This is a genomic window from Streptomyces albicerus (assembly GCF_008905045.1).
Taxonomy (GTDB): domain Bacteria; phylum Actinomycetota; class Actinomycetes; order Streptomycetales; family Streptomycetaceae; genus Streptomyces; species Streptomyces albicerus.
The window spans coordinates 1-12,045 of record NZ_VWMY01000147.1; the positions used below are offsets into that span (position 1 = coordinate 1).

The 12,045-nt window shown below is 69.9% G+C and carries 10 protein-coding genes and 5 pseudogenes; 10 read left to right on the forward strand and 5 right to left on the reverse strand.

Annotation, left to right across the window (positions count from 1 at the left end):
- On the forward strand, positions 1-771 hold a 771-nt coding region (locus GAS53_RS53370; RefSeq protein WP_151485060.1), incomplete at its 5' end, for an urease accessory protein UreH domain-containing protein.
- Positions 768-1,025, forward strand: coding sequence for a heavy-metal-associated domain-containing protein (locus tag GAS53_RS53375; protein ID WP_225859694.1), 258 nt, complete (start codon positions 768-770; stop codon positions 1,023-1,025). The genes GAS53_RS53370 and GAS53_RS53375, both read left to right, overlap by 4 nt.
- A 145-nt stretch (positions 1,026-1,170) precedes the next feature.
- On the opposite strand, the gene GAS53_RS53380 is transcribed toward GAS53_RS53375, so the two are convergent.
- Both GAS53_RS53380 and GAS53_RS53385 read right to left on the reverse strand, forming a co-directional pair.
- Entirely contained in the window at positions 1,171-3,378 is a 2,208-nt protein-coding gene (locus GAS53_RS53380; RefSeq protein WP_225859695.1) for a heavy metal translocating P-type ATPase, read from the reverse strand.
- A 20-nt stretch (positions 3,379-3,398) separates the two neighbouring features.
- Complete coding sequence (locus GAS53_RS53385; RefSeq protein WP_225859696.1) at positions 3,399-4,118, reverse strand: tRNA-dependent cyclodipeptide synthase; 720 nt, start codon at positions 4,116-4,118, stop codon at positions 3,399-3,401.
- A gap of 79 nt (positions 4,119-4,197) precedes the next feature.
- Here GAS53_RS53385 and GAS53_RS53390 point away from each other — a divergent pair, with 79 nt between their 5' ends.
- The 4 genes and pseudogenes from GAS53_RS53390 to GAS53_RS53405 all read left to right on the forward strand — a co-directional run.
- Positions 4,198-4,614, forward strand: a complete 417-nt coding sequence (locus GAS53_RS53390; RefSeq protein WP_151485062.1) for a heavy metal-responsive transcriptional regulator — start codon at positions 4,198-4,200, stop codon at positions 4,612-4,614.
- 38 nt (positions 4,615-4,652) lie between these two features.
- A pseudogene (locus tag GAS53_RS57910) lies at positions 4,653-4,709 on the forward strand (hypothetical protein); the annotation flags it as partial.
- A 61-nt stretch (positions 4,710-4,770) separates the two neighbouring features.
- Positions 4,771-6,537: pseudogene (locus GAS53_RS58715) on the forward strand (FAD-dependent monooxygenase).
- 295 nt (positions 6,538-6,832) lie between these two features.
- Positions 6,833-7,735, forward strand: a pseudogene (locus GAS53_RS53405) (transcriptional regulator); the annotation flags it as partial.
- 67 nt (positions 7,736-7,802) lie between these two features.
- Here GAS53_RS53405 and cutA read toward each other — a convergent pair.
- Positions 7,803-8,129: a divalent-cation tolerance protein CutA gene (gene cutA / locus GAS53_RS53410; RefSeq protein WP_151485064.1), complete on the reverse strand. Its 327-nt coding sequence runs from the start codon at positions 8,127-8,129 to the stop codon at positions 7,803-7,805.
- A gap of 175 nt (positions 8,130-8,304) precedes the next feature.
- Positions 8,305-9,086: pseudogene (locus GAS53_RS53415) on the reverse strand (substrate-binding domain-containing protein); the annotation flags it as partial.
- Between the two features lie 192 nt (positions 9,087-9,278).
- Between GAS53_RS53415 and GAS53_RS57915 the strand changes: the two are divergent.
- Positions 9,279-9,377, forward strand: coding sequence for a hypothetical protein (locus tag GAS53_RS57915; RefSeq protein ID WP_263974263.1), 99 nt, complete (start codon positions 9,279-9,281; stop codon positions 9,375-9,377).
- 79 nt (positions 9,378-9,456) lie between these two features.
- Here GAS53_RS57915 and GAS53_RS58220 read toward each other — a convergent pair.
- A pseudogene (locus tag GAS53_RS58220) lies at positions 9,457-9,780 on the reverse strand (helix-turn-helix domain-containing protein); the annotation flags it as partial.
- A gap of 489 nt (positions 9,781-10,269) precedes the next feature.
- On the opposite strand from GAS53_RS58220, the gene panD reads away from it, so the two are divergent.
- The 3 genes from panD to GAS53_RS53440 are packed head-to-tail and all read left to right on the forward strand — an operon-like array spanning position 10,270 to position 11,693.
- Positions 10,270-10,689, forward strand: a complete 420-nt coding sequence (gene panD / locus GAS53_RS53430; RefSeq protein WP_151485065.1) for an aspartate 1-decarboxylase — start codon at positions 10,270-10,272, stop codon at positions 10,687-10,689.
- Positions 10,690-10,710: 21 nt separating this feature from the next.
- Complete coding sequence (locus tag GAS53_RS53435) at positions 10,711-11,055, forward strand: GNAT family N-acetyltransferase (RefSeq protein ID WP_151485066.1); 345 nt, start codon at positions 10,711-10,713, stop codon at positions 11,053-11,055.
- On the forward strand, positions 11,055-11,693 hold the full coding sequence (locus GAS53_RS53440) for an aspartate/glutamate racemase family protein (protein ID WP_225859697.1): 639 nt from the start codon (positions 11,055-11,057) through the stop codon (positions 11,691-11,693). Before GAS53_RS53435 ends, GAS53_RS53440 begins: the two co-directional genes overlap by 1 nt.
- The last annotated feature ends 352 nt before the right edge of the window (positions 11,694-12,045 follow it).

The window sequence follows — 12,045 nt, forward strand, 5'->3', positions numbered from 1 at the left end:
CTGTTCGCCCTGGACCTGATGGGGGTCAAGGCGGTGGCCCGGCTGGTGCCCCGCTCACCAGCCGCCTTCGGGCAACTGGTGCGGCGCAGGTCCAAGTCCGGTGCCAAGCTCGCCCCCGCCCTGCTCGGCTTCGCCACCGTCCTCGTCCCGTGCGGGGTGACGCTCTCCGTCGAGCTGGTCGCCATCACCTCCGGCTCGGCGGTGGCCGGTGCGGCTGTGATGGCCGGGTTCGTCCTCGGCACGGCCCCACCTTTCGCCGCCCTCGGCTACGTCTTCCGCCAGGCCGGGCAGGCGTTCTCCGGGCGGCTCGGCATCATCACCGGCCTGGTGGTGCTCGCCGTCGCGGCCTGGACGATGGTCTCCGGGCTCCAGGCCGGCGGCTGGTACTCCACGGTGGACACCACCACGCCCGCCGCCGCGACGGAACCGCAGCCGGCCACGTCCGGCAAGCCCAACACGGCCGCTCTGCAAGGCCCGGTCACCCTCGACGCCGCCGGGAAGCAGACCATCATCCTGACCGTCACCGACTTCTACGAGCCCACCGCGTTCACGGCCCGGGCCGGGGCGCCCACCACCCTGATCCTGCGCGGCAAGGACTCCGGTGGCTGCGCCCGCGCCTTCACCATCCCCGAGCTCGGCGTGCAGGAGATTGCCAAGCGCGACGGGGACATCACCATCGACCTGGGTACCCGCAAGCCCGGCAAGCTGCTGTTCTCCTGCGCCATGGGCATGCAGGGCGGCGCCATCGACTTCAAGGAGGGCGCGGCGTGAAATGGCTACGCGGCAAGGCCGGTTCGGAGGAGACCGGTCCCCGAGTCGTCCTCAAGGTCGAGGGCATGCACTGCGCCAGTTGCGGCCTGCTCATCGACGACGAGCTCGAAGACGTGCCCGGCGTACAGTCCTCCAGTACCAACGTGCGCAAAGGCCGTTCCACCATCCACCTGACCGAGGACAGCGCCGTCGAGCACGCGATGCTGATCGAGGCGGTGGAGCGCGCGGGCTACCAGGCCACCCTCCTTACCTGAAGACNCTGACCGAGGACAGCGCCGTCGAGCACGCGATGCTGATCGAGGCGGTGGAGCGCGCGGGCTACCAGGCCACCCTCCTTACCTGAAGACAACTGAGGGGCGGCCCGGGCGGGAGCCTGGCCGCCCCTCACCCCGCCTGCGGTCAGCGCAGCGGCTGGAAACGGCGCAGCCGGAGGCTGTTGCTCACCACGAACACCGACGAGAACGCCATCGCCCCGCCCGCGATCATCGGGTTGAGCAGACCGGCCGCGGCCAGCGGCAGCGCGGCCACGTTGTAGGCGAAGGCCCAGAACAGATTGGCCTTGATCGTACGCAGGGTGCGCCGGGCCAGCCGGATGGCATCGGCCGCCGCCCGCAGGTTCCCGCGTACCAAAGTCAGATCGGATGCCGCGATCGCCGCGTCCGTGCCGGTGCCCATCGCCAGGCCCAGGTCGGCCTGGGCGAGAGCGGCCGCGTCGTTGACGCCGTCGCCGACCATCGCCACCACCCGGCCCTGCCGCTGGAGGCGTTCGACCTCGGCGACCTTGTCCTCCGGGTGGACCTCGGCGATCACCTGGTCGATGCCGACCTCGGCGGCCACCGCGTGGGCTGCCGCCGTGTTGTCGCCGGTCAGCAGCACGGGCGCGAGGCCGAGCCGCTTCAGGTCGGCCACCGCTGCGGCGCTGGTCGCCTTGACGGTGTCGGCGACCACCAGCGCACCGCGCACCTTCCCGTCCCAGGCGGCGAAGACGACCGTACGGCCCTCGGCTTCGGCCTCCTTCCGGGCCCGGACCAACTCTTCGGGCAGCACCTGGCTCTGCTCCTCCAGCCACACCGCCCGCCCCGCACGGACCGTACGGTCTTCGATCTGTCCGGTGACGCCCCGGCCCTGGGTGTTGGCGAAGCCGGTCACGGCGGGGAGCGGCGAACCGAGACGCTCGCGCGCGGCGTTCGTGATGGCGGCGGCGATCGGGTGCTCGCTGGCGTCCTCCAGGGCGCCGGCCAGCCGCAGCACCTCCTCCGCGTCCTCGCCGTCGGCCGGTACGACATCGACCAGCCGCATGCGGCCCTCGGTGACGGTGCCGGTCTTGTCCAGGACGACGGTGTCGATCCGCCGGGTGGACTCCAGCACCTCCGGGCCGCGGATCAGCAGCCCGAGCTGCGCGCCGCGCCCGGTGCCGACCATCAGCGCGGTGGGCGTGGCCAGTCCGAGCGCGCACGGGCAGGCGATGATCACCACGGCGATCGCGGCCGTCAGCGCGGTCGACGCCGCGGCCCCGGTCAGCAGCCACACGCCGAACGTGCCCGCCGCCAGCGCGATCACGACCGGCACGAACACCGCCGAGATCCGGTCCGCCAGCCGCTGCACCTCTGCCTTGCCGGTCTGGGCCCGCTCCACCAGCGCGGCGATCTGCGCCAGCTTGGTGTCCGCCCCGACCCGCGTGGCCCGTACGACCAGCCGGCCGTGGCTGTTGACGGTCGCGCCGGTGACCGCCGAGCCCGCCTTGACCTCCACCGGCACGCTCTCCCCGGTCAGCAGCGACTCGTCCACCGCCGAGGCGCCCTCGGCGACCTGCCCGTCCGTGGCGATCTTCTCCCCGGGCCGCACCACGAACAGATCCCCGACCGCCAACTCCTCGACGCGGATACGTACTTCACTCCCGTCGCGCAGCACCGCGACGTCCTTGGCGCCCAGGTCCATCAGCGCCCGGATCGCCTCCCCGGCCCGCCGCTTGGCCCGCGCCTCGAAGAACCGCCCGGCCAGCAGGAACGCCGTCAGGACGACGGCGACCTCCAGATACAAATGCTCCCCACCGACGGCCAGGGTGCCCGCGCTCCACAGGTACGCGGCCAGCACACCCAGGGACACCAGGGTGTCCATGGTCGCCGAGCCGTGCCGCAGATTGAGCGCCGCGGCCCGGTGGAAGGGCCACGCGCCCCATGCCACCACCGGGGTGGCCAGGGCGAGCGCGACCCACTCCCAGCCCAGGAAGTGCAGTGCGGAGATCATCGATATGGCCACCACGGGCAGCCCGAGCAGCGCCGAACCGGTCAGGCGGCGCCGCAGCCCGGCGACGTGCGCCCGCTCGGCGTCGTCGGCCTTGGCCTCCGCCGCCTCTAGCGCACCGCCGGTCCCGGCCGCCTCGGCGCTGTAGCCGATGGCCTCCACGGCGGCGACCAGCTCGGCCACCTCGACCGCCGGGTCCTCGCGGGTGACGTGCGCGGTCGCGGTCGCCAGGTTCGCCGTGGCGCTCACCCCGGGCAACTTGCCCAGTTTCTTCTCGACCCGTGCCACACAGGAGGCACAGGTCATTCCAGTGATCGCCAGTTCTATGGGGTCGTCGGGACCGGTATTCGTCGTGGTGGACATCGTGGAAGTCCCTTCCTCGTTCATTTCCGGCCCGTGGGGGTGACCACGGCGAAGCCCTGTCCGGCGGCGGGCCGCCAGCCCAGCTCGCCGGCATACAGGCGGCGCAGCACAGCGGGCGGCTGGTGGTAGCAGAAGACCGATATCCCGGCGTCGACGATGGAGGGGGTATCGAGGAACAGCGGCAGTTCGGCCAGGAAGTAACGCACCGCCCGCTCGATCTGCTCCGCATCCGGTGTCTGCCCGGCGGGCAGCTTCCCGGCCAGCACCCAGCCGGACGCCTCCCGGCAGGCGTCCCGGAAGCTGGCATCCTCGGTATACCGCTGCTGCCCGTGCGCGTGGAGCCGCCCGAAGGCCGCATTGCCCTCCAGCTCAGCCCAGCCCAGCACCCGCGCCCCGGCATCGGCCACCTGGAGCGAACCCAGCGCCGCGGCAATCTTGTTGCGGGTGTACTGACCCTGGCGGCGCGCCTTCCACGCGGCCTTCTGCGGCGTGTACCCCAACGCCTCGAAGGTGAAGGCACTCGGCACGTCCGGCACGAAGAAGTCCACCCGCTCGAAGCGGGCCAGCCCCCACGCCGCCAGCTCGCGAATCCGGGCCGTGGAGAAGTAGCTGTTGAACGGGCTGATCCCGAAGCAGGCGTGCTCGCCGCGCTCCACCACGGCCGCGCATGCGGTGCTCAGCGGCTCCACCGTCATCGCCGGACAGCCGTCCCCTTGATCGCTCCCTTGATCCGTGCTCATGCCCGGGACGCTAAAACCTTGCCCTTAGGGCAAGGTCAAGCCGACACTGGAGCCACGCCCCACGAACGGAGCCCAGACCATGTTCACCGTCGGCCGCATCGCCGCCCAGGCCGGCCTCAGCCCCAAGGCCGTCCGCCTCTACGAAGCAGGCGGCCTCATCGACCCGCCCGAGCGCACGGCGGCGGGCTACCGCACCTACACCGCCGATGCCGTCCCCGTCCTCGGCTTCATCCGCCAGGCCCAGGCCCTCGGCCTCAGCCTCAAGGAGATCAAGGACATCCTCGACCTCCAGCGCAGCGGCGAACAGCCCTGCGGCCTGGTCACTGACCTCCTCGACAAGCACCTCGCCGACATAGACCGCCGCATCGCCGACCTCCAAGCCCTCCGCACGACCCTCCAGCGCGCCCGCGCCCAGGCCGACCAGGCCGCTGACCGCGGGGACGAGGCAGTGGTGTGCCGGATCATCGAGAATGCGGCCCCGACCGCGGAGCCGTAGGTCTGCCGGGCCTGACGTCCCGGCTCTACCGTGGATTCATGACGGCACCGCTGGATGTGCTGGTGGTGGGCGCGGGCCCGACCGGCCTCGCCCTCGCCGCGCAACTGCGCGCGTACGGAATCCGGGTTCCGGATCGTCGACCGCTCCCTCGACCGGGTGCGCGAGTCCCGGGCGCTGGCGATCCAGCCTCGCACCCTGGAAGCGCTGGCCGGCTTCGGTGTGACGGACGAACTGGTCGCCCGCGGCAATCCGGCGATGCGGCTGCGAATGCACCTGCCCCGGCGCGTGGTGTCGGTGCCGCTGTTCGACATCGGGCTGGCCGATACCTCGCATCCCTTCCTGCTGTTTCGCTCGCAGGCCGAGACTGAGAAGGTCCTCTCCGAGCATCTGACCACGCAGCACGTGACGATCGAACGCGGCACCGAGCGGGTCCGGTTGGAGGCGAAGGACTCGTACGTTGGCTGTCGGCTGCGCGGCCGGGACGGTGCCGAGGAGACCGTGGAGGCGCGCTACGTCGTGGGCTGCGACGGGGCGCGCAGTACAGTGCGCGACCAGGCGGGCATCGGCTTCGAGGGATACGCCTATCCGCAGACCTTCCTGCTCGCCGACCTGGAGGTCGACGGCCTGGAGCCGGGTGCCGTGCACACGTAGATGACCGGGTTCGGGATGGTCTTCTTCTTCCCGCTCGGCTCGCCGGCGACCTGGCGGATGCTCGCGATGCGTCCGCCGAGTGCTCCGGACACCGAGGTGAAGCTCGGGCTCCTGCAGAAGATCACCGACGAGTACACCCCCGACCGGCTGGTCCTGCGGGCCCCGGTCTGGATGACCGACTTCCGGCTCCACAAGCGCGGCGCCGCCCGCTACCGCTCGGGCCCCTGCTTCCTTGTCGGCGACGCGGCCCACATCCACAGCCCGGCCGGCGCCCAGGGCATGAACACCGGCATCCAGGACGCCCTCAACCTGGGCTGGATGCTCGCCCTCGTCTGCTCGGGCAGGGCATCGGCGGCGCTTCTGGACACGTACGAGATCGAGCGCGCCCCGGTCGGCCGCACCCGACTCGCCCCGCGCCTGGCCCCGTTGGCCCTCCGCGCGACAGGACCGCGCGGGCGGGTCTTCCGTACGGTCTCCGAACTGGGCATCCACTACCGACGAAGCCCCGCCTCCACCGCGGGCTCGCGGCCACCGAGGAAGGGGCCACGAGCGGGCGACCGGCTGCCCGACCTGCCGCGCGGACTCCAGGCGCGGAGTGCGGGGCCGGGCTGGCACCTGCTCGTGTCCGGACCGCCCGCACTCTGGCCCGACGAACGCCTCGCCTCACTCCTGCCCGGACGGCACGGCCTGATCAGCGTGCACCGGCTCGGCGGGGAGAGCCCGTGGCCGGACGCGGTCCAGGGACTCGTACGCCCTGACGGCTACCTCGGTTACGTCGCGCGTGGTGCAAACCTCGACGGTCTGCGCGCTTACATCGAGCGTTGGCTGCCCGCACAACACTGCTGGTTTGTACGGACGAAGAGCCGTGGGGGTCGGTCCGGCGTCCGTACGCCCTGTGCGCAGTCAGTGCTGTGCTCGCGTCCCTGCCGGGTGGGGTCGAGGGGCGGTAGACGGTCTCGTCGGTCAGTGGCCAGAACACCCGGTCCGTCTCGGCCTTGGTCTTGTCGAACGAGTTGTGCTCGGCCGGGCTCCAGCCACTCCGGCCGGACTTGGCGATCGCCCACCGTCGCGCGTACACGTCTTCGCGCCGACGAACGACGCGCCACACCTGATCCCGAAGAGCGAGGCTCGCGCCGTCCGCTGCGAAGTCGCTGTCGCAGGCCGGTCGCATGCCGAAGCGCTGCAAGAGCAGCAGCTCCAGGAGATGGCGAAGGTGCTGACCTGGCTGGCGGACCGAGTGGGACGGAGGGACAGAGGCGCGGTCGCGACTAGAGGACGCCCCGCACGAAGCCATCAAGGAGGAGCGCACCCCCTGAACAGCTCGTATGGCAGAGCGTGACGGAAGTGCTTGCTGCCAGCTACCCCGTATGGTTCGAACCTGCGCACGTCGCCAACGGGTCCCTAAACCGCTGAGGCACGCCCTTCACCTGCGGCAATACCCTGTGCGGGCATGCCGCGGACGAGAGGTGATCTTCCTCGTTGGCTGACTTTCTGTGCACCAGAGGTACTCCCGCAGGTAGGGCCGATGTCGGCCCTGACCTGCGAAAACACGGAATGTGATCTGGTGCCCCCGGGGCGGCTCGCCTTCGCTCTCAGCAAGGGCTCCCGCATCGACACGTCCGCTGCGGTCGCGCTCATCAACCGAGCTGCTGACCTGCACGTCCAGGAACTCAATCTCAGTGCCCGCCGCCTGCAAAGCACCGTTGAGTCGCACCTTGACGCGATCACCGCAGCCCTGCCTCACGCCGGCGAGCACGAACGGGCGCTCACCATCGCTGCCGGGGAAACCGCCGCCCGGGCCGGATGGGTGGCCTGGGACCTGGGCGAGTACGACAAGGCTGGCGCCTATTACGACGTCACGACTGAGTGCGCGGCGAAGGCCGGGCATCCTCCCCTCAGAGCCTTGGCCCTCACCTATGCCAGCTACGGGGCACCGACACCGAAGAGGAAGCTAGAACTCCTGTCCCAAGCCTCCCAGGATGTGCGCGGCCACGGCAACGCCACGGCCGCAGCCTGGGTCCTCGGAAGGCACGCGGAGGAAGCTGCCGCGGTCGGCGACGAGACAGGGGCGCTGCGTGCGCTTGACCGAGCACGCTTCGCTTACGACTTCGCGGATCACACCAGCGAACAGGCATGGGTCCGCTTCGTGACGCCGTACCGGATGGATTCGTTGGCCCTTTCCGTATACGGGCAGTTGGGGCGATCCGAACTCACGGCCACGGCCGACACCGCGGTCGACCGCCTCGGGGACGAACTACCGGATGGCGGCGTCGTCGTCCTCGGTGATCTCGCCTCGGCCCTCCTGCGCGGAGGCGACGTCGAACAAGGCGTCTACGTATCGCGCCAGTTCACGGCCGCGTCACAAGCCAAGCCCAACACGATGGGCAAGGAACGCGCCGCGCAAATCGCCGCGTGGCTCCCCGACGGTGAGCGGGAACTCGCCCATCACTTGCGGCAGTTCGCGTCCTGAATCGATCCCCTCGTTCGGTACACGGGAGAGCTCAGGACACGAGCGCCGACGCGCGACACGTCGCTCGTCAGTCCCGCGTTGTCTCCTCAACAACCCACGACAGGTACGCCTCCGACCCGCCGGTCACAGGCAGCGTGATCCACTGGGGGACGTCGTACGGGTGCTTCTCGGACAGCCATGCCTCCAGCTGCTGGAGACGGTCTGTCGTCGTCATGTACGAGATACGCCACTCCCGCGCCGTCTCGACCTCGTTCTTCCACCAGTAGACGGCGGTGATCGGAGCGTCGATGTGAACGCCCGCTGTCAACTTGCTCTCAACCGCGCCCCGTGCCAGCCCTCTTGCCTGGTCCTCGTTGTCGATGGTTGTCTGCGCGATCACAATCTCGTTGGCCATGCAACTACCTCTCCAGCTCGGTGTACCACGACCCTACCCAGCCGCCTCTCGTACTCGCCCGCCTCTCCGGCGCGTCGTGTGCGGGGGCCCAGCACCTCAGGTGACGGCCTGAGCTGGCACGATTGCTGTATGACTGGGGGTGGGGAATCCGTAACCGAAGCAGCGCCTCTGACGCTCACAAAGACCCCTCAGAAGGGCTGGCGACGCATACCGATGTGAGCTGCGGTCGGCAGCGTCGTGGCCGTCGCAGCCGGCGCCACGCTTTGGGTCTGGGCTCCTTGGGCCGACCGCAGGAGGCTCCGTCCGGAGGACAGCGAGTGGTCACTCTCTTCCGACAAGGACTTGCCGGCGTGCGGTTGAACAGCAGCCGTGCCATCAGGCGTCCCATGCCCTCGATGTCCTGGTGCACGGTGGTCAGGGGCGGAGACGTTGCCACGGCGATGGGCGCCAGGTCATCGAAGCCGACGACGGCCACATCCTTCGGCACACTGCAGCCCCGCTCCCGCACCACCCGCAGGGCACCGGTTGCCATGAGGGACGAGGCGACGAAGACGGCGTCCAGACCCGGGTATCGATCGAGAAGCAGGACCATCGCGTCGGCTCTGCCCTGCAGCGTGAAGTCGCTCTTGACGATCGGCTGGTGCGGGCTGTCCAGGAGCACATCGCGGTAGCCGTCGAGACGGTCGATCGCGGAGCCTGGTTGAGAGGCCCGGTGATGGTTCCGATGTGCCGGCGGCCCTGTGACACGAGGTACCGGACGGCTTCCCTGGCTCCGCCGCGGTTGTCGGCGTCGACGTAGGTGTAGCCGTGGCTGCGGTGTCCCGAGCCGATGACCGGGCGGCCGCCGAAGACGGCAGGAAGGCCCATCAGCTCGACCATGCCCGGCAATGGGTCGTCGGCTCGCAGCGAAAACAGCAGCGCGCCATCCACGTGGCCGCAGAGCTCTGTACCAAGGCGTTCGCCCTCTTGAAACAGTCCGTGGTCTACGGCACCGCGGTCCGAGCCCTCATCCTCACAGCGATCCACCACTTCGATCAGATGCCGAGCGAATAGGAATGCCATGCAGCCTGTGACACCGAACTGGCGCACCAGCTCCTACACGGGACGGAGAACTGCGTTGAACTGGCCGACAACAACCCGAACAAGGTCATGGTCCGAGACACCAAGGACCGTGGCCGTGGGGGCATGAGCGTTCGGCCGACCTCCTGGGCGGAATGCGTTGAATTCGTCGGGCGGGAATCCATCTGACCCTCATGCAAGATCGAGGCCAATGGGTATAGGCCGGGGCTGCGGGCGTGGCATGGAGCCAATGGATTCTCTGCTGCTCCAGCCACCGGAGGACGTCGGTCTTCTTGTAGAGAATCTTGGCGTTTCTGCCGCGGCCCAGCTTGTATCCCTTCAGCCCAAGCTTCGAAGCCTCTCTGTAGACCCAGCTCGTGGACATGCTCAGGATCCTTGCTACCTCGGCCGTGTCGAGGAGGATGGGATCCACCGGGCGACGATCAGAACGCGGGGCGACTCGGGTGGAGGCTTCGTCGGCAGTGTTCTGCGGTTTCAAGGTCAGCTTGCTCCTGGATACTCGGCCGGAGATTGATCGGCGTCCCGGCTCTATATTGGTTACTGATGGGCTCTGGCTCCCGTCGCGTGCCACCGCCAAGCGTCACCGCGCGGGCAGGACAATGATCAGAGGAATCGCCGGTTTGGCTAACCGGCGATCATCGGATATGTTCCGCGCCGCTTGATCAAGCAAGTGACCTGACCTCCCCAGATCCCTATCGGCTGGGCCGGGCCATGAGCTGGGAGTGTCCTGGTGCGGACTTGATCATCCGGCCCTCATCACGCTGCTTGGCTCTTGCCGAGACAGGTGGATGCCTCGCTGTGGCGATGGTCACGAACGTCTTCGAAGCCCGTTGCGTAGGCTGGCGCCGGTCGTTCGCCGTGGGGCAGCGCAGGGGTCGGCGACGACTCCGAGCACCCCAACGCCGTGGCCTGATGCACCGTCAGGGAAGTCAGCAATCGGTCAGCATGAGTCCTGAAAAACCCAGGGAAAGCTGCCCGAACATGCGACTCATTGTAAGGTGTGAAAACAGCCCTTGACCTGCAAAAACGCAGGCAGGGAGCCGAATCCTGGGAGTGTTCGATGCTGCGTACCATGTTCAAGTCCAAGATCCACCGCGCCACAGTGACCCAGGCCGACCTGCACTACGTCGGCTCCGTGACCATCGACGCCGACCTCCTCGACGCCGCCGATCTACTGCCCGGCGAGCTGGTCCACATCGTCGACATCACCAACGGCGCCCGCCTGGAGACGTACGTCATCGAAGGTGAGCGCGGCTCGGGCGTCATCGGCATCAACGGTGCGGCGGCCCACCTGGTGCACCCAGGAGACCTGGTGATCATCATCAGTTACGCTCAGGTCTCCGACGCCGAGGCCCGCGCGCTGCGGCCGCGGGTCGTGCACGTGGACGGCGCCAACCGGATCGTGGCGCTCGGCGCGGACCCGTCGGAGCCGGTACCGGGCTCGGACCAGGAGCGCAGCCCACAGGCCGTCACGGCCTGACCCGACGCACGAGGAGAGTCCATGAACGAGATCTCGATCCGCGACGACCGGGCGGGCGGCCGCCTGGAGGCATACGCCGGTGACGAAGTCGTCGGCCACATCGAGTACTTCGTCCTCGAGAGCCCCGCCCGTGCGCTCGTCCCGGTCCACACGATCGTGGAGCCCGCCCACGAGGGCAAAGGCATCGCGGGCTCCCTCGCCCGCGAGCTCTACACCATCGCCGCCCGCGAGGGCATACCGGTCGCCCCGCTCTGCCCGTACGTCGTCAAGTGGGCCGAACGCCACCCGGACGAAGCCCCGGCGGCCGACCCCGAGCTGCTGCGCGCGGCGAAGGCATGGCTGGCGGCCCACCCGGGACGCTTCTGATGAGACCGCTCGCCCTGCTGCACACGTCACCCGCCCACGTCCCCGTCTTCGACGCGCTGCGCGACGAGGCCCATCCCGCCCTGGAACTACGGCACTTCGTGGCCGAGGAGCTCCTGGAGCGGGCCCGGGAGGAAGGACCGGAGGCGGTGGCGGACGACGTGCGCACGGCGCTCGACAAGGCCGTCGCCGACGGCGCGGGAGCAGTGCTCTGCACCTGCTCCACCATCGGCGCGGTCGCCGAGGCGGCCGACGCCGGGGTGCCGGTACTGCGGGTGGACCGCCCGATGGCCGCCGCCGCGGTGGCGGCCGGCCCGCGCATCGTCGTGCTCGCCACGGTGGAGAGCACCCTGGGCCCGACGGTGGCCCTCGTCGAGGAGGAGGCCGCCCGTGCCGGGTCCCCGGCGGACGTACGCACCCTGCTGGTGACCGGAGCCTGGGACCACTTCGCGGCGGGGGACACCGACGCCTACGTACGCGCGGTCGCGGCCGCCGCCGACACCGTCACGGACGCCGACGTGATCGTCCTGGCCCAGGCTTCGATGACCCCGGCCCAGCATCTGACCACGACCGCCGTGCCCGTGCTGTCGAGCCCGCGCCCGGGCCTGGCGGCGGGCGCGATCGCGGCGGGCGCGGCATAGACCTGCCTGGTCCACCTGGTCCCCCCTTCGTCCCGCGAGGGGGTGAGTGGGTGCGCGGGGCACGGGTACGCGTGGGAGAAGTCCAGGGCCGACGTTCCGATGGCTGGAGGACACCATGACGCACCCGTACCCCGACCCCACGAAGCCGGGCCCCGACCGCCCGGAACCCTTCCCGGAACCGGACCCGATCCCGAGCCCGAAGCCCCACCCGGTCCCGGAGCCGTCCCCGTCCCCGGTCCCGAAGCCCCCGGGCCCGGACCCGGTTCCGGAGCCCGAGCCCCAACCGGGACCAACGGGCTGAGGATGCCACGAATGACGGGCGGCCCGGTGCGGACATGTCCGCACCGGGCCG